This window comes from Bacteroides sp. AM16-24 (assembly GCF_003471885.1).
Lineage (GTDB): Bacteria > Bacteroidota > Bacteroidia > Bacteroidales > Bacteroidaceae > Bacteroides.
The window spans coordinates 248,743-267,554 of record NZ_QRKI01000003.1; the positions used below are offsets into that span (position 1 = coordinate 248,743).

At 40.7% G+C, this 18,812-nt stretch carries 14 protein-coding genes and 1 tRNA gene; 7 read left to right on the forward strand and 8 right to left on the reverse strand.

Translation table 11 applies throughout. From position 1 onward, the window contains the following. Positions 1–8 precede the first annotated feature (8 nt). From DW182_RS05455 to pnp, 5 genes are all read right to left on the reverse strand, one after another. Positions 9–3,434, reverse strand: coding sequence for a TonB-dependent receptor (locus DW182_RS05455; protein WP_118294903.1), 3,426 nt, complete (start codon positions 3,432–3,434; stop codon positions 9–11). A 187-nt stretch (positions 3,435–3,621) separates the two neighbouring features. Then, the gene (locus DW182_RS05460; protein ID WP_117705933.1) at positions 3,622–4,557 is read right to left on the reverse strand and encodes a FecR family protein; all 936 of its coding nucleotides are present in this window, start codon (positions 4,555–4,557) and stop codon (positions 3,622–3,624) included. A gap of 134 nt (positions 4,558–4,691) precedes the next feature. Then, entirely contained in the window at positions 4,692–4,880 is a 189-nt protein-coding gene (locus DW182_RS05465) for a hypothetical protein (RefSeq protein ID WP_022391484.1), read from the reverse strand. Positions 4,881–4,969: 89 nt separating this feature from the next. Next, positions 4,970–5,530 (reverse strand): RNA polymerase sigma-70 factor, encoded by a 561-nt coding sequence (locus tag DW182_RS05470; RefSeq protein WP_118294904.1) that lies wholly within the window; start codon positions 5,528–5,530, stop codon positions 4,970–4,972. Between the two features lie 169 nt (positions 5,531–5,699). Next, positions 5,700–7,844 carry a polyribonucleotide nucleotidyltransferase gene (gene pnp / locus DW182_RS05475; RefSeq protein WP_118294905.1) on the reverse strand — a complete coding sequence of 715 codons (2,145 nt, stop codon included), beginning with the start codon at positions 7,842–7,844 and terminating at the stop codon, positions 5,700–5,702. A gap of 204 nt (positions 7,845–8,048) precedes the next feature. Here pnp and DW182_RS05480 point away from each other — a divergent pair, with 204 nt between their 5' ends. From DW182_RS05480 to DW182_RS05490, 3 genes are all read left to right on the forward strand, one after another. Continuing rightward, a complete protein-coding gene (locus tag DW182_RS05480; RefSeq protein ID WP_118294906.1) occupies positions 8,049–9,200 on the forward strand; it encodes a TlpA disulfide reductase family protein in 1,152 nt (383 codons plus the stop codon). 184 nt (positions 9,201–9,384) lie between these two features. Beyond that, complete coding sequence (greA, locus tag DW182_RS05485; RefSeq protein ID WP_007662037.1) at positions 9,385–9,849, forward strand: transcription elongation factor GreA; 465 nt, start codon at positions 9,385–9,387, stop codon at positions 9,847–9,849. A 52-nt stretch (positions 9,850–9,901) separates the two neighbouring features. Next, the gene (locus DW182_RS05490; protein WP_118294907.1) at positions 9,902–10,294 is read left to right on the forward strand and encodes an HIT family protein; all 393 of its coding nucleotides are present in this window, start codon (positions 9,902–9,904) and stop codon (positions 10,292–10,294) included. Positions 10,295–10,402: 108 nt separating this feature from the next. On the opposite strand, the gene DW182_RS05495 is transcribed toward DW182_RS05490, so the two are convergent. After that, a complete protein-coding gene (locus DW182_RS05495; protein WP_118294908.1) occupies positions 10,403–11,488 on the reverse strand; it encodes a mannose-1-phosphate guanylyltransferase in 1,086 nt (361 codons plus the stop codon). A gap of 157 nt (positions 11,489–11,645) precedes the next feature. On the opposite strand from DW182_RS05495, the gene DW182_RS05500 reads away from it, so the two are divergent. After that, positions 11,646–11,729: transfer RNA gene (locus DW182_RS05500), tRNA-Leu, on the forward strand. Positions 11,730–11,834: 105 nt separating this feature from the next. Further along, positions 11,835–12,230, forward strand: coding sequence for an MmcQ/YjbR family DNA-binding protein (locus DW182_RS05505; RefSeq protein ID WP_118294909.1), 396 nt, complete (start codon positions 11,835–11,837; stop codon positions 12,228–12,230). A 19-nt stretch (positions 12,231–12,249) separates the two neighbouring features. On the opposite strand, the gene DW182_RS05510 is transcribed toward DW182_RS05505, so the two are convergent. Both DW182_RS05510 and DW182_RS05515 read right to left on the reverse strand, forming a co-directional pair. Further along, positions 12,250–12,753, reverse strand: coding sequence for a hypothetical protein (locus DW182_RS05510; protein WP_118294910.1), 504 nt, complete (start codon positions 12,751–12,753; stop codon positions 12,250–12,252). Positions 12,754–12,758: 5 nt separating this feature from the next. Continuing rightward, on the reverse strand, positions 12,759–14,660 hold the full coding sequence (locus tag DW182_RS05515) for a WG repeat-containing protein (protein ID WP_118294911.1): 1,902 nt from the start codon (positions 14,658–14,660) through the stop codon (positions 12,759–12,761). Between the two features lie 140 nt (positions 14,661–14,800). Between DW182_RS05515 and DW182_RS05520 the strand changes: the two genes are divergently transcribed. Together DW182_RS05520 and DW182_RS05525 are read left to right on the forward strand one after the other, a co-directional pair. After that, on the forward strand, positions 14,801–16,252 hold the full coding sequence (locus DW182_RS05520) for a hypothetical protein (protein ID WP_118294912.1): 1,452 nt from the start codon (positions 14,801–14,803) through the stop codon (positions 16,250–16,252). Positions 16,253–16,400: 148 nt separating this feature from the next. Continuing rightward, the gene (locus DW182_RS05525) at positions 16,401–18,728 is read left to right on the forward strand and encodes an ATP-binding protein (protein WP_118294913.1); all 2,328 of its coding nucleotides are present in this window, start codon (positions 16,401–16,403) and stop codon (positions 18,726–18,728) included. Positions 18,729–18,812 lie beyond the last annotated feature (84 nt).

The following is an 18,812-nucleotide window of genomic DNA, read 5'->3' on the forward strand; positions in this document are numbered from 1 at the left end:
TTCAGGTATTAGAAAGTGAGTTTAATATTGAATCCAATGTTTCTCGTTGAAGGCATACCATAGGTATCCAAACCTTGGTTATCATTACCTACGGACATCGTTGCGTCCGGGTCGAACGGGGCATCTTTGTAGATGAAGAACAGATTGCGGGCCACCAGTGAGAGGTCTACACCTTTGATGAATCCTGTCTTTTCGAGCATCTGCTGCGGGAAGGAGTAGCCCAATGACAACTCGCGCAAGCGGATGTTAGTTCCATCGTATCTGTAGAATTCTGTGGTACCGTTACCGCGGTCGCCTACCATTTGATAGAAACCTTTTACGTTCTCGATTTTCTGACCTTCCAGCATGTAGTGCTTTGCTGTGCGTGCGTCACCGGTTGCCTTGCTTACACCTGCATAATCCAGACCGGCTTGCGTCAGTGAAATAACGTCGCCACCCATGCGGGTATCAATCAGGAAGTAAAGTGAGAAACCTTTGTAAGTCAGACTATTGCTCCAACCAAGAGTCCAGTCGGGATTGAAGTTACCAATCTTCGCAGCCTTGTCAGTGGTTACCTGCGGCAGGCCGGCGTTTTTGTTTTCATTGCCATCTTTGTCTGTTGCCGGTTCCAAAAGAATCTTACCGCTTTCATCACGTACAAATACGTTTCCGTAGATGTCGCCCAATGAACCGCCTTCTACAACCATCATCTTATAAGGCATACTTACGTTGCCGGAAGCATACTGGAAGCTGGGTGTTCCACCCAAAGATACAATCTCATTCTTATTGGTAGCGAAATTAAACTGAGTTTTCCAACGGAAATTGTCGTTCATCAGCGGAGTGGCTCCTACGGTGACTTCAATACCGGTGTTGCGAATCTTACCTGCATTAATCCAACGGAAACGGCGCTTTTCGGCAGGAGTGTTCACTCGAATCAATTGGTTTTTGGTATCAGTGCGATAGAACGTGAAGTCGAAATCCAAACGACTGTTGAAGAATCTCCATTCGGTACCAAATTCGATAGAGGTACTGATTTCCGGTTTCAGGTCTTCGGCAAAGTAATAGTCGATAGGATTGACTACGCCACCGGCTGTAATAGTCTGTGCCGGGCTGGTGATGCCGATAGGAAGGTCGTTACCTACTTGTGCCCAAGATGCGCGGACTTTACCGAAGCTAATCCATGACGGGAGGTTGAGTGTCTGGTTCAAAATCCAGGATACACCTACTGAGGGGTAGAAGAAACCGGAACCTTCGCTCTTCGTGTTGGCCAGTGTAGACGACCAGTCGTTACGGGCAGTCAGGTCTAAGTAAAGGCTTTCTTTCCAACCGATTTGTGCTGTTACGAAGAGGGATTGGATAGTACGTCTTTGGTCGTTCAGTTCGTCGATGAAAGAAGTACCGGCGCCGCCCAGATTCATATTGGCAACTGTAAATACGTTTGCTTTGTATAAGCCGGATTTTCCGGAGTCGAGGCTTAGCGAGTTCACTTTCGTAGTGTTGATGCTGCTACCAAGGGCTGCATTCAGTGACCAGTCGTTCCAGGTTTTGTTGAACATTGCCATCACGTCGCCGTACATCATGAATTCCTGACGGTTCAGCTTGATATAACGTCCGTTTTCGTGAGCCACATCGGCTGCTGTGCCGGCGTACATCTTCTGGTCGTAATTATCGTTGATATAATCTACATTGCCGCGTGCCTGGATGGTGAACCAGTCGTTTACCTTCAGGTTAGCACTCAATGAAGCCATTGTGCGGAAACGTTTGTCGTTGCTGGTAACTCTGTTGTTTAGCCAATAAGGGTTCTGAGTGAAGCCACTGATGTCTGTATACCAGTTCTGTAGGGGCATAGCTCTGTTGTCATCATATCTTTCGAAGCCGTTGTTGTCGCGGTAAACACTCATGTCTTCGCCACGTGGGAAGGAATATAAACCTACCAATGGGTTCATATAGTAACCACCGGAAGTAGGGCGGTTCTTGATTTTCTGGGTCATCAGGTTCACGTTGGCATCCAGCGTCAAGCGTTCGTTGAAGAGGGAGGCTGTTTCGCGGAAAGTGATGTTGTGCTTCTGAAGTTTGTTTACATCAACAATGCCACTGGCAGTGGTGTTGGCATAAGAGAAGTAAGTTTGCATCTTCTCTTTTCCTGCTGTGATGGATAAAGAGTTTGTAGCTGTCACTCCGTTACTGAAATAGTCGCCCACATTGTCGTAAGCTTTCATACTTGCGTTTTCTGCGCCCCAACTGGTTTCGCCGCTGGCGCCGTATCTGTTTTGGAATTCGGGCAGGCTGATGGCGTGGTCAACAGTGAGGTTGGAAGAGAAGGTGATGCGTTGCATACCTGCTTTTCCTTTCTTGGTGGTGATAAGGATTACACCATTGGCGGCTTGCGAACCGTAAAGAGCGGCGGCGGAAGCACCTTTCAGGATGCTCATGCTTTCAATGTCGTCCGGATTGAGGTTGGAGATACCGTCGCCGGAGTCTCGGTTACCGGTATCATTATTGCCACCCATGGCGGAAAAGGCTTGTTCTGATGTATTATTCAGCATAGGCACACCGTCAATGACATATAATGGCTGGTTGTTACCGTCGGCATTGGCAGAACGAATACCACGGATAGAAACCTTGGCAGAACCGCCTAAACCGGAAGAGTTGCGTGTAATAGATACACCGGCGGTTTTTCCGGCCAATGCATTAATCATATTCGGATCTTTGGCACGTATCAGTTCATCACCGCCCACTTGTTGGGTTGAGTAAGTCAGTGAAGCTGCTTTTTTCTTGATACCCATAGCGGTTACTACAACTGTTTCCAATGACAGGGCTTCTTCCTGCATCTGTACATTAAGAGTTTGCTGCCCGTTGAGAGCAATCGTTACAGGCTGGTATCCGATAAAGCTAATGACCAGCGTTGCATTGGCTGGAGTGTTTAGTGTAAACTCACCGTCTATATTGGTAATGCACCCGTTTGTAGTTCCTTTTTCCACGACATTGGCACCGATAATGGGTTCACCTTTCGTATCGGTAACAACACCTTTCACAGAGATATTCTCTTGTTGTACGGCAGTAATGATTTCATTTGCCTTTTCATTTTGTTTGGTCAGCACTATATTCTTGCCTTCCATTACATATCTGATGTCGGTACCATTAAAAATTTCGTCCAAAACTTCGGACACAGGTTGATTGTCTGCATCTACATTTACAGTGCGTCGCACGTCCACACTTTTCTTATTGTAGACGAACAAATATTCGGTCTGAGCCTCGATTTTATCGAGGATTTCGCCTACTCGTAACTCAGAACGGGGGATGCTGATTCTTGCACTTTGAGAGTAAGTAGCATGGCTGTATGCCTGGAACGTTACAAACAAAAGAAGGAATAGTGTGATCTTCATAGTTCGTAATATTTGCTTAAATACTAAACTTTTTGGGCAAAAAAGCCCATTCAAAGAAATTTTTCTCATATCTTTGTAATGTGTTAAGTTAATAAATTGATTAAGGTCGATTTTTGACTGTTTCGGATCGGAAAGTATGGGGGTACTTTCCGATCTTTTTTGTGGGGGTAATTAGTAGACTGTTTCTTCTATTTCATAATGCTTTTCTGTTTAAGGGGTTAGTACTAAATTTTAAGGTTTTATCTTTGATATCAAATTATTTCTCGTGAATGAAAATCGAATCTTTTTCTTCATTGATGCTGAACTCAAAAGGATGATCTTTTGAAATGGTTCGAAGGATATGCTCTATACCATCCTGCTCGCGGAATTTTCCGGTGCAACTATCATAATTCAGCAGTTTAGGGTCGGAAACGGTTATTTTTACATTATAGTATTTTTCAAGTTTGGTGAGGATGCAGCTGAACGGTACATCATCAAAGCAATATAATCCTTCTTTCCACCGTAAGTATTCGTAAGAAGGAAGTATAACCTTTTTGCATTTCCCGTCATAGTTTCCAAAGAATTCATCTTTTTGCAAACGGGTGATGACTTTGTTGTTATTGGTGGGATAAATGTCTACAATACCTTCTACGAGGGTAGTTTCGAACTCTTTGCTGTCTTTATAGGCACAAACATTGAAGCAGGTACCTACTACCTTTACTTTATTCATTTCGGTGTGTACATAGAAGGGGATATCTTTATTCTTTGCCACTTCAAAGTAGGCTTCACCATCCAGTTCCACATTTCTTTCGCGACGTCCGAAGTTGGAAGCATAAGTTAATGTAGACTGTGAATTTAACCATACACGTGTACCATCAGCAAGAGTGATTTGTGCACGCTGTCCGGCAGGGACAGTAATGGTTTGCGGTTGGGCGAGTTTATTATAGAGGTAATCGTTTGTCATGAAGTAGCCGCATACACCTATGATGATAACTGCAGCTACGCGCATTCCCCATTTGAGTATCGGAGTCAGACGGAATGTCTTTTTCTTGCTGCTCTGTCTGTCAGAGAATAGGGCTACATCAAACATCATACGTTCTTTCAGGAAAGCTTCTCGGTTTTCCTCCGAGGCTTCCACCCAATCAAGGATGCGCTTTTCTTCTTCAATGGTGGCAGTTCCTTTAAAATACTTATATAATAGTTCTTGATTCATGACGTACTTAAATGGTTAATTAAATAAGGGAGGCTTTTCCTGCCCTTCTATAATTAATACAGATAAGTTCGTCACTACCCTAACGGGAAATGAAACTTTTTTTGTTTTATGAAATAATAAAGCTATTTGCTGTATCAATCTACTGCGTTGGGTATGATGGATACAATGTAGCATTCGTCCGAAGCTTCGGCTTTAAATAGGTTGTAAGCAATGCCTATAGCTTCCTCCGGGGAGTTTGCTTCAATATTCTTGTTGACATTCAGGGTTTCAAAAATTTGTTCTCCCTCGATAAGCACGTAGTATATTATTACAATATATCTCATAACTACCATGTTTAATAGCCAGCAATATTACTGATGCTGCAAACATATGCCTTTTATTTATATTATCAAAGAAAAGCAGAAGAGTTTTATCAGAGAAGAATAGAAGCCAGATAATCTTTTAGTTCCACACGAAGAATACGTAAAGCTTTAGTGATATGGAACTCCACTGTTTTGAGGGAAACGTTCAGTTGTTCTGCTATTTTTTTATTCGGTAGGTTGCTATAACGGCTGAGCATGAATATTTCACGGCTTTGAGGTGACATCTTTTCCAGAGCTTTATTTACGATGTGCTGTATTTCTGTGCTGAATATTTTGTCAGGTTCGCAATCCTTTAAAGTAGCAATGCGCAAATCCAGTTCGCGCTGACGGTGCGAATTCAGATCCTCCTCAATACGTAGACGTGTTTGTTCACGTTCCAGGTAGTTGAGAGCTTTATTCTTGATAATGGTAAGGAGCAGGGAGTGCAGACCTTTATCTTCTTCCCAACGGTCGCGGCATTCCCATAGAGAGATCATGGATTCCATCAAAATATCCTCTGCTTCTGCCCAACTTCTGGTATAGGAGTAGGCAAAGGCAAGGAATTTTTCCTGGTTCTCTCGAAAGAAACAAGAAAATAAATCCATAGTATGTAGGCTTCCGGCTAAAGGCATTTTTAAATATTCTCTTTCTTATTTAAGGTTAATATTGTAAAGTAACATAATCTTTTCGGAATACGCAAAAGTATGAAAAGATTTTTCTGGTTTCCCTCTTTCTTTTTTTGCAAAAAGAAAGCCCGGCGGATTTCCGTCGGGCTTTGTATACTAAAGAATAAGGAATTTCTTATTTCTTTTCAGGTCTTTCCTGTCTTTCCGGTCTCGGAAGCAATACTTTACGGGAAAGCTTGAACTTACCGGTCTTCGGGTCGATATCAAGTAATTTCACTTCGATTTCGTCACCTTCTTTGATACCGGCTTCTTCTACTGTTTCCAGACGTTTCCAGTCGATTTCAGAGATGTGGAGTAAACCGTCTTTACCCGGGAGGAATTCTACGAAAGCACCATAAGGCATTACGGAACGTACCTTGCCTTTGTATACTTCGCCAACTTCCGGTACGGCAACGATACCCTTAATCAGGCGCATAGCGTCGTCAATGCTCTTCTTGTTGGTTCCGGAGATTTCGATTCTTCCTATATTGTCTACCTCTTCGATAGTGATGGTAGCACCCGTTTCTTCCTGCATACCTTGGATTATCTTTCCACCAGGGCCGATTACTGCACCAATGAATTCTTTAGGAATAGTCATCGTTTCAATGCGCGGAGCATGAGGTTTCAGTTCTTCACGTGGTTCCTGAATGGTTTCCAGAATCTTACCAAGGATGTGCATACGTCCTTCTTTGGCTTGGTTCAAAGCACGTTCCAGAATATCGAATGACAGACCGTCTACCTTAATATCCATCTGAGTGGCGGTGATACCATTCTTGGTTCCTGTTACTTTGAAGTCCATGTCGCCCAGATGGTCTTCATCACCGAGGATGTCGGACAATACAGCATATTTGTCTTCGCCCGGATTTTTAATCAATCCCATAGCGATACCTGATACCGGTTGTTTGATCTTCACACCTGCATCCATCAATGCCAGTGTTCCGGCACATACGGTAGCCATAGAAGAAGAACCGTTAGACTCAAGAATATCGGATACTACGCGTACTACATACGGGTAGTCTGCTGGAATTTGACCTTTCAGTGCGCGCCATGCCAAGTGTCCGTGACCAATTTCACGACGACCTACGCCACGTTGTGCTTTTGCTTCTCCGGTAGAGAATGGAGGGAAGTTATAGTGAAGCAAGAAACGTTCTTTGCCATGTTCCAGTACATCATCGATGATCTTCTCATCCAGTTTGGTACCCAAGGTAACAGTAGACAGAGATTGAGTTTCACCACGGGTGAAGATTGCAGAACCGTGAGGTCCGGGCAGGTAGCTGATTTCGCTCCAGATAGGGCGGATTTCGTCAGTCTTACGTCCGTCAAGACGCTTGCCTTCGTCCAGGATGCTGCGGCGCATAGCCTCTTTCTCTACATCATGGTAGTAACGGTCGATCAATGCTGCTTTTTCGTTCAATTCTTCTTCGCTGAACTGTGCTTTAAATTCTTCGCGGATAGCATCGAAAGCATCCATGCGTTCGTGCTTATTTTTGTTGCCGGAAGCTGCAATAGCATAAGCTTTTGCATAACAAGCTTCGTGAACAGCTTTGCGCAGTTCTTCGTCGTTTACTTCGTGGCAATATTCGCGTTTAACGGTAGAACCCACTGCTTCTGCTAATTCTTTCTGAGCTTGACATTGTACTTTGATTGCTTCGTGAGCTGCTTTCATGGCGTTCAACAAGTCAAGTTCGGAAACTTCACTCATTTCACCTTCTACCATCATGATGTTTTCATAAGTGGCACCTACCATAAGATCCATGTCAGCTTTTTCCAGCTGTTCGAAAGTTGGGTTGATAACGAATTCTCCATTGATGCGTGCTACACGTACTTCGGAAATCGGTCCGTTGAAAGGAATATCTGAAACAGCGAGGGCAGCAGAAGCTGCAAGTCCTGCCAAGGCATCAGGCATATCAACGCCGTCGGCAGAATAGAGGATGATGTTTACATATACCTCTGCGTGATAATTATCGGGGAATAAGGGGCGGAGAGCACGGTCTACAAGGCGGCAAGTCAGAATTTCATAATCCGAAGCGCGTCCTTCACGCTTGGTGAAACCGCCGGGAAAACGTCCGAATGCGGAGAATTTTTCTTTGTACTCTACCTGTAACGGCATGAAATCTGTCCCGGGAACTGCGTCCTTAGCGGCACAAACAGTAGCAAGAAGCATGGTGTTACCCATACGAAGCATTACAGAACCGTCTGCCTGTTTTGCCAGCTTTCCCGTTTCGAGTGTGATGGTTCTGCCATCAGGAAGCTCGATCGTCTTAACAATTGGGTTAATCATAAAAAATGTTTTATCTATATTTTCTTTCAAAATTCGTGCAAAGATACATATTAATTCATGTAATCAGGTGGGAATGAGATAAAAAAGTTTATAATTGACTATTTTTTTGAGTTTCCGTGTGGAAGATGCAATGAAAATGCTTTGACTAAACTTGAAAAGAGCTATATTTGCACGTTCGTTCTAATAGAAATTAAGAAGCTAAATATGAAAAAGATCTGTATTGTTGCGCTTGCCGCTTTGGCTTTGAGCGCATGTAATTCTGAACCGAAATTCAAAGTTGAAGGCGAAGTTTCAGGTGCCGACGGTAAAATGCTGTATCTGGAAGCTGCTGCTTTGGAGGGTATCGTACCCTTGGATTCTGTTAAATTGAAGGGTGACGGTTCTTTCAGTTTCAAACAAACATGTCCGGAGTCTCCGGAATTTTACCGCCTTCGTGTGGACGAAAAGGTTATCAATTTCTCAGTAGATTCTACGGAAACTATCGGGCTGAAAGCTCCGTATGCTGATTTTGCTACTGCTTATACGGTGGAGGGATCGGCAAATAGTACCAAGATAAAAGAACTGACATTGAAACAAGTGCAGTTGCAAAATGAGGTGAATGAGTTGGTGAAGAAGATGCAAGCTCATCAGATAGGTGCTGATGTGTTTGAAGAGAAATTGGCTACCTTGATGAAGGACTATAAAGATGAAGTGAAAACAAAATATATCTTTTCTGCTCCCAACACGGCGGCTGCTTATTTCGCTTTATTCCAGAAGCTGAATAACTATCTTATTTTCGATCCTTTGAACAGTAAAGAAGATATCAAGTGTTTTGCTGCTGTAGCAACCAGCCTGAATAACTATTATCCGCATGCCGTACGCTCTAAAAACCTTTATAATATTGTGATTAAGGGAATGAAAAATACCCGTACACCGCAACAGAAAGTTCTGGAGTTGCCGGAAGAGGCGATTTCTGAAACTGGTATCATCGATATCGCTCTTCGTGATATGAAAGGCAACACTCATAAACTGAGTGAACTGAAAGGTAAAGTTGTATTGCTTGACTTCACTATTTACCAGAGTGCAGCTTCTGCTCCCCATAATTTCTTGTTGAATGATCTTTATACTAAATATAAAGACCAAGGACTGGTGATTTATCAGGTTTCACTGGATGCAGACGAACATTTTTGGAAAACAACTGCTGACAATCTACCTTGGATTTGTGTAAGAGATGCCAATGGAATTTACTCAAATGTGGCTGGCATGTATAACGTTAAGGAGGTTCCTTCGTTGTTCCTGATCAACCGGAATAGTGAACTGAGTGCTCGTGGAGAGACTATGAAAGACCTGGATGCTGCTGTGAAAGCGCTGTTGTAACTTGTTATAAATTAGAAGTTTTTATTTAAATATGTTACATAGCAGCAATTTTTGCTTGACACGTATTGTTTAAAAGGCTATCTTTGCAAAAGAAAAATCGAAAGAGGGTTCCAGCATGCTGACCATGTTGGAATTCTTTTTTGTTATATAATACCATTTAGAAACTAAAAAGGAGGAAAAAAGTATGGCTTATATGTCAGAAGATGGCTACAAGAAATTGATGGCCGAACTGAAAGAATTGGAGACGGTAGAACGTCCTAAGATTTCGGCTGCAATAGCCGAAGCACGTGATAAAGGTGACTTGTCGGAGAATGCAGAGTATGATGCTGCCAAAGAGGCTCAGGGCATGCTTGAGATGAAAATCAATAAATTGAAGACGATAATAGCAGATGCCAAGATTATTGATGAGTCTAAGCTGAAAACAGACTCCGTGCAGATATTGAATAAGGTAGAGTTGAAGAACGTGAAGAACGGCATGAAGATGACCTACACTATCGTTTCGGAAAGCGAAGCTAACCTGAAAGAAGGTAAGATTTCTGTTAACACTCCCATTGCACAAGGCTTACTTGGTAAGAAGGTAGGTGAGGTGGCCGAAATCAAAGTACCGCAGGGTATGGTTAACCTTGAAGTAATGAACATATCATTTTAATGTAAAGGCAGGTCCACATGCGGGCTTGCCTTAATTTATAATCATAAAAGCTATGGCAACAATATTCAGTAGAATTATCGCAGGTGAAATACCGAGCTATAAGGTGGCAGAGGATGATAAATTCTTTGCGTTTCTGGACATCAATCCATTGGTGAAAGGCCATACGTTGGTCGTTCCCAAGCAGGAAGTGGATTATATTTTCGATTTGAGTGACGAAGATTTGGCAGCAATGCATGTTTTCGCCAAGAAAGTGGCACGCGCTATTGAGAAAGCTTTTCCTTGTAAGAAAGTGGGTGAAGCAGTGATTGGCTTAGAAGTACCTCATGCGCATATACATCTCATTCCTATCCAGAAAGAATCGGATATGCTGTTCTCTAATCAGAAACTGAAGCTTTCTGATGAAGAATTTAAAGCAATTGCCGAAGCGATTCGTACAGCGCTCTAGAAATAAAACTTCTTCCTTTTGATAATAAGAACGGGGACTGAAGTAAATTCAGTCCCCGTTTCCTTTATTCTGGTTTGAAAGCCTGTGCTTTCAATTCTCATTTTCCGGTTAAATATAATCTTCACCCAATTTTATTTGTGCATCGTTTACATATTTACGGATGGAGTGTTCTTCGTCTTTTTTGCAGATGAGCAGCACGTTGTCTGACTCAGCAATAAGATAACCTTCCAGTCCATCGATGACAGCGAGCTTATTTTCCGGGAGTACTACAACATTTCCTTTGCTATTGTATAGTAATGACTGGCATTTCAGCGTCACATTTCCTTCCTCATCTTTTGGAGACAAGTCGTAAAGAGATCCCCATGTTCCTAAGTCAGACCAGCCGAAATCTCCCAATGAAACATATACATTGTCGGCCTTTTCCATGATACCGAAGTCAACGGAGACATTAGGGCATGCAGGGAAATTTTCGTCGATAAAAGCCTTTTCGGCTGGAGTGCCATATACGTCTTTACCCGGAACCAATTTAGAAGCCAGTTCGGGGAGTAATGCCTCTACAGCTTTAATGACAGAGTTTACATTCCACATAAAGAGCCCGGAATTCCAATAAAATTCTCCACTTTCTACGAATACTTTAGCTAATTCCAGTTCCGGTTTTTCGGTGAAGGTCTTCACTTTATAAAAGTTGTCTCCGATTTGTTCGGCTATCTGTATATAACCGTAACCTGTTTCAGGACGGTTGGGTTTAATTCCGAGGGTAAGCAGTTTTTCCGATTGGGATACAAACGTCAGACCTTTTTCGATGGCATCAAGGAATTCGCCTTCTTTCAGAATCAAATGGTCGGACGGGGCTACCACAATATTGGCATTCGGGTTCAATGCGCGGATATGATAGGCTGCCCATGCGATACACGGAGCAGTATTTCTGCGTGTAGGTTCCAGCAGTATTTGTTCAGGATTCAATTCAGGGAGCTGTTCCTTTACAAGATCGGCGTACAGGTCGTTTGTAACGATAAGTATGTTCTCTGTAGGAATAACTTTATTGAAACGGTCGAAGGTTTGTTGAAGCAGTGATCTGCCTGTGCCAAAGAAGTCCAGAAACTGTTTTGGGAGCGTTTTTCGACTGAATGGCCAGAATCGGCTACCGATACCTCCACCCATGATAACGCAGAAGTTATCCTTATTTGTTGTCATATCGTTTGTTTTAAAAGTTTCTGCTAAAGTACACTATATTTTGGAAACACGGAATCTTTGTAGAGAGTTTTATGACTTTTTTCTCCTTTTTTTAGGAAAAGTATTGCAGGTTTAGAAAAAAGCCGTATCTTTGCACCGCAATTGAGAAATCAAGCATGCCCAGATGGCGGAATCGGTAGACGCGCTGGTCTCAAACACCAGTGGATTCACTTCCATCCCGGTTCGACCCCGGGTCTGGGTACTGAAGCGGAGAAAGTTGAAAAACTCTCTCCGTTTTTCTTTTCTACTCCTCGTAATTTATGGATTTGCTGATATATTCGCTTTTATGATTTAATGTTTGAGAGATATGAATATTGAAGATTTTAGAGAATACTGCCTTTCATTTGAAGGTGTTCATGAAAAAATGCCATTTCCAAATGTGGCTGATAGATACAGTCGTGATGTTTTGTGCTTCTACGTGTTGGATAAATGGTTCTGTTTTGTAAATATCGAAATCTTTGATTTTTGTTGTATCAAATGCAATCCGGAAGAATCGGGCGAACTGCAAAACAGGTATGTTGGCATAAAACCGGGCTGGCACATGAATAAGAAATATTGGATTAGTGTTTATTTCAACCAAGATGTGCCGGATGCTCAGATTAAGGAGTTGGTAAGAAAATCCTATGATATTGTAGTCAAGAGTCTGACGAAGAAGGAACGGGGATTATTGCAATCAGGTGATTTAACTTTGCAATATGAGTAATGAGAAACTAATGGCTTGATTATAAAAGTAGGATATAAACAATGCAGCATAATAGTCCTGTTGCAATACCTAATAACTTTGTTTGTGAGTTTATGGGGGTTGACTCTATCTGCTTTATTTTACATAAGATTGTTTCTATCCAGATGAACAATACTATATATAAAGTTGGAAAGATATAAAATGGTATTGGATTCAATTCAATAAAAATAGCATAGAAGGGTAAAAGGACTTTTACTAAAACTAAAAGTAGAAAAGTTTGTGTTAAAATCCAATATAGTTTTTTATTAACCCAATAGCTTATCCCTGTAAATATAAGGATTGACCATAAGAAAGCTTGGTTATATGTACTTTCTTTATATTTATAGAAATCAACAAGACCACCGAATAATTTATCTGCCTCATCCATGGAATATAAGGTCATGTAGTCATGAACTTCTAAACTTAGTAAGATTGTGCCTATGATAATTTCTATATATGGAATTAATATTACTCTATTTTTCTTGTTGGGAGACATGTTTTTCATATCGGTTAATAATTTTTGTTGGCTTGATGTATATCGAAGTCGTCTTTTTCATTGGAGGGTTCTCCCCATGCAAATCTATTCCCATAATTTTCCATAATTTCTTCTATGGGAATATTTTTGCGAATAAGATTACCTTTCAAATCATAATAACTCCAGATTTCATTTTGCAAAACGGCTAATTTCCCTTCTTGTTCTTCAAGGTCAGAGTACGGGATGTCATTAATGAGATTATCGTATATGCATGGCAGGATTTCTTCGTTTTTCCATGATATGACTCCGTATTTTCCATTCCTACGGACCCTGATGACTCCGGCAAGGGGAATATCCACATAATCGTATTCTATGGGAATGATGATTTTTCCTTCATGAGATATTAAACCGTATTTTCCTTTATTTTTTACGAAATGTGCATCCGGTCCATATTCTACCCAGCCGGAGAGCCCATCATAAATAATGGGAATGACTATATTGTTATGAATATCGATGGTGCCGACCTTTCCCTCTTTGATGACTATGTATTTGGTTTTAAGTGGATCAAAGTCATTATAAAATGTATCATAAATCGCATCATATTCAAAGGGGATCTTAATCTTGCCCTCCTCGTCATATATTCCCGCCTTGTCTTCTTGGTTGATAAAGACAAGATCACTTGTCAGCTGATATATTTTTCTATATTCAAATGGTTTGATTATTTGATTCTCTCTCGAAATGAGGCCATATCTATTGCCCTTAGTGGCTATAATTGTGGTGTCATTAAAATGAAATAGTGTATCATATTCGAATGGTATGGTTAATTGACCATTATAATTGACCCGCCCTTTTTTGTTGTGTATGTCTGATACTAAAAGATCAGCATTACCATATCTATATGATACGATACCTTCTGTTGGAATCGCATTAGCATGTTCATTGAGGATTGTTATTTTATTACCTTTAGTAGCCACAAAGATATTTGCATAGTCAGAATATCTTGAAGGGCGTTTAATGAGATCATAAGTAAGAGGTAATACGAGCTTTCCATGTTCATCGATAATTCCATATCTGCCTTTATTGGCTACAATTGCTTTTCGCCCTAACCCGAAAGGTTCGATATAGTCATAGACTCCGAATGGGACTATTATATGCTGAGATTTGTCAATATAAGCATATTCCTTTTGATGTTTGCTTGTGGTTATTGGTATGGGAACGTTTAGGCGATTGTCAGCAGGGAGTGCGCTTGATTCACTTTGACTTATAATAATATAATCACTAAAATCAGATAATGGCTTTCCTTCAAAAGAGAAACAAGCCCATTTCTTTTCGTTAGTAATTATAAAGCAGTCTTGATTTGAAAACCATTCTATTTTGGAGTATTTGAATGGAATAATTGCATTATTGCAGGAATCTATAACTCCATATTTGCCATTTTTCATTAAAATGGCAAGTCCCGGTTCGTAGAAATAGGCTAAGTGTAAATCTGGGTCTGCATCGTACTCTAAAGGGATAATGATATCTCCTTTCCGATTAATGAATCCTTGTTTACCGTTTTTTATAACTGGGGCTAAATCCGGACAAAATGAGAAGCTTCTCATTTTGTCATAAATAAAAGGAATCAACGTTTTTTCCGTGATGTCTATGATACCGGCTTTTCCATCCTTTTGTGCTATAATCATTCCCCGGTCCACTTGGGATAGAGATTGATATTTTCCAAGAGCTATTACTATTTCACCATTCCTGTTTTTGATTCCATATGTAGATTCGTCTTCTGTTGCAATTACTTTGTATTCCGGATCTTCAATTAAGATAGGTGTTCCTATGCTATCGTATGTGTATACTTCGTACTCATAGTATTCTATTTCATTGTTTTGGCAAAAGGCTATATTCTTGACTAATAGCACAAATATGAATAGTGTGATAATTCGTTTCATAGCACTTCTTATTTACGTGAATATTTTGGTGTGATATCAGGGTATTATAGCTGATAATCACTAACTTTGTAAAGTTACTGATTTTTCTGATATGAAGAGATATTTTCTTCGAAGAATATAGTTACTGTAATTTATGCAATATGGCTCTGAAACATAAATATTTGCATGCCTATGCTAATTTGCCTGCCGTGCCACGTAGCAGGTTGATAACGGGCATTCTTATCGGGCTTTTGTTCGCTTTTTGCTTTTATGCCTTTTTGTATGTTTGTCGGGAAGCTTTGCGTGTTCTTTTCTTTATGACAGATGACTCTGATGTTTTAGTACTGTCAGATACCACAGTGAACTTTTTAAATTACGCTTTTGCCTGTATTGCTACTATATTGGGACAGTCTCTCTGTTTCACTTATTGGTTTGAAGTCCCCTTCAGAAAATTAGGAAAATATGCTCCACAAATGAGGGCCGTTATTAATGACCAACGGAGTATGAATTCTTATTTTCTTAGTTGGTTTTCGCGGTTGGCATATGTATTTGTGCTGCTTATTGGTTCCATGATGGGCGGAGGAATTTATGTAATACGAACTTTTTCAGGTTATCAGTATGTTCTTATTCTGATTATTGTGGTGCTTTTTTGCCATTCCTGGATGAATATCAGGCGACTGTTTAATGGAAAAAGTTTTAGATGGATGCTGCTTTCCTTCATTTTGTTGTCTGTTTTATCTCTGGGATTATCCCGAATAAATCTGATTGATTATAAAACTATCAACCAAATTATTCTTAGTAAAAATATAAATTACTCTTATCATTTGCAATTGCCGGAAGCTGCATGTTTTGAGAGTATGAACAGCGAGAGCGGACGTTGTGCTACTTTGTGGATTGCGGAAGATAAAAACAATCCTGTAGATGGAGAACCTGTTGTTTTCATTAAGCATGCGGGGAAACTCGAAACCTGTCAGAGTGAGCAAATATCGTTTGATAGCCTGAAAGAATATTTTGCTTGCTGGAATCAACATATCCTGGAAGATATCTTGTATGACCCCTGTGTCATTTATGCTCACCAAAATATAAAAATGGGTTATATAAACAAAATAAAAAGGTCTCTTGCTGAATTGGGTGTTATCCGGATACAGTATGCTGTTCTGCCTCCTATGAGAGAATATGACGATAGGTATTATACCTATTCGGCGTTTCCATTAGTTACCGGACGATATTTTGCGGATGCTGACGCATGGCAGGAATTGCAGGAAGAACTCAATTCGGCAAAAGATGTTTCCGAATTGCATATATCGGAAACAGGTGAGATACTTGTTGATAACATCAAAATTGAATCGAATGATTTTATAAACTTCATCCGGCAAATGATTCAGGCTACTCCGGATTATCACATTAAATATTATATTAGTGATAATTCATCTTATGCGGCTTATATTTTTATTGTGAGCAATATTATGCAGGCCATTTACCAGATAAGAAATAACTATTCACTTGCAACTTACCAACAAAAGTATGAAGAGCTTGAATGGGAGGAAGAAAAGGTTGTCCGTAGGAAGTATCCATACCGGGTTATTGAAATTCCGACAGGGATATTGCCTTAGAATAAGTACTTTAAAGGATATAAATTGCAAAAAGATGAACGTAAAAAGCAAATTTATTACCTGAAACTTCTTATGCATTTATTTTTTTCTAACTTTGCAGCAATTAGTTGAGAGGCTTTTGCTGTTTTATATTTAAATCTTTATCTCTATGCCAAATCAGAATATACTTCTGTATCCTCCTTTGACATTCCGAATACTTGCGATAACTATTCTCGCTTGTCTTTCGTTTGCTCCCAGAGTGATGGCCGATACAAAAAATCAGGAATATATTATTTTTATTAGTTCCTCTACTTTTCGTGAGAAATGGGCCTATGACTTGCTTGAGGCTGTAGAGAAAACATTCAATCAGGAAGATTCATTCAAGGTATATTCGGAAGCCCTTACCGTTTGGCATCTTCATAATCAGGAAGAGGTGAATCAGAAGACTGATTATCTGAAGAATAAATATCCGATTCCTCCTAAAGCTGTTGTCATCATAGGTGATCCGGGATGGTATGTGTGCCAACCGCTTTTTGATACTACTTGGAAAGGGGTGTCTGTCATTATTTGTCATTCGGTCTCACATCTGCCGGAAGATATAAATAAGTATTATGGTGGCAAGGACATCACCGCCGACCAGATTATAACTACGCCTGAGATGCAGGAACGCTATAATGTCACTGCGATAAACATACCTGTTTATATTCGGGAGACCGTACACCTGATGAAGCAAATCACTCCCGACATGAAAAAGATTGCTTTATTATCGGATGACAGGTTTATCTGTTCCCTGATTCGTAAAGAATTTGAAGAACTTCATCAACAATACTTCCCGGAACTGGAATTGAGCTTTATTACCTATCCTTACACAAACTCGGAAGAAATGCTTCATGAGATTAGCGCGTATGGCAAAGAGACCGGCATTATTTACTGTTCGTGGGTGAATATATCCAGTCAAAGCTTGTCCGAGCGGTACTATCCCGACGAGAGAATGCACTCTTATATTTCCGATGCAGCTGAAAATCCGGTTTTTACTTTGTTCGACCAGTACACAGAGAGTCGTTCGCTATTCGTAGGCGGACATTATATCAGTAGTCCTGAAATAGAGAATGCGGTTGTCGGCGAGATAAAGAGCGTGCTAAAGGATGACGGTACCTATCAGGCGAAGACAATTATTGCCGGTGCACCCGATACGCATCTCAATTATCAGACGTTGCTTGATAAAGTGGGCTCTCTAAAAAACATTCCGGGAGATGTTATTTTTCACGATGTTCCGCCCAGCTTCATTCAGAGAAATATGACTTATGTGGTAATTGTCCTGGGAGGCGTAGCCGTCTTCATTTTATTCTTCTTTATGAACAGGCGCATAAAAACTATGAGTGAAAGGGAGCGTGAAAAGCATCTCCATCTGTTGGAGAATATTCTTGATAACCTTCCTATTGCTGCCAAGGTGAAAGACGTGGATAATGATATGCGTTATACTTTCTGGAATAAAAAGGCGGAAGAGCTATTTGAATATCCGGCTAAGGAAGCTATCGGAAAAACAGACTTTGACGTCATGCCCGAAGCCGCCAAACTGATAAGGAAAGAGGATGAAGAACTGGTGAGAACGAATAATTCCCAGTCGGGCATAAGACGCTTTTTTACCAACAAGAACGAAGAGTGTTTCACCTTTCAGAATAATAACCTTATCACCTTCTCCGATGGTCGCAAGTGGATTGTTTATACAGCTTGGGAGATTACCGACCTGAAAATCATGGAACGCAAACTGCGTCTGGCAAAAGAGGAGGCTGAAGAGTCGAATCGTATAAAATCTGCTTTTCTGGCTAATATGAGTCATGAGATACGCACTCCGCTTAATGCCATAGTCGGCTTTTCGAGCATATTGGCTACAGATGTTTCGGAAGAGGAAAGGGTGGAATATCTCAGTATCATTGAACAGAATAATGAGCTTTTATTGCAACTCATTAATGACATTCTGGACCTCTCTAAAATTGAGGCGGGCACATTGGAATATGTTTATGCCAATATCGACATCAACAAGATGCTGTCTGAAATAGAACAGGCGACCCGAATCAGGTTAACCAATAAGCATGTTGAACTGCTTACTGTTACTCCGATGTCCGAACTGTTATTGTATACTGACCAGCGCAGAATTACCCAGGTTATGAATAACTTTATCAGTAATGCCATGAAGTTTACCACTACCGGAAGCATAACGATAGGATATGATTTGCCGAAAGACGGTTATATACGCTTCTTCGTAGCCGATACGGGTACGGGCATAGCGCCTGCGAATATAGAAGCCATATTCAATCGCTTCGTGAAGCTCGATTCGTTTAAGCAAGGAACGGGCTTAGGACTGGCTATCTCGCAGAATATAGTCAAGGAACTGAGAGGCGAGATCGGGGTGGAATCGGAATTGGGTAAAGGCTCTACTTTCTGGTTCACATTGCCTTATGAGAAGATGAATGCACATCGTTCTATATTCTCATAAAGTAGAACCGTTCGTGTTTGTAGGGTTATGAATCGTAACTTCATTCCTTTCTGCACCGTTTAGGCTTATTTCAGGCTTGGATAA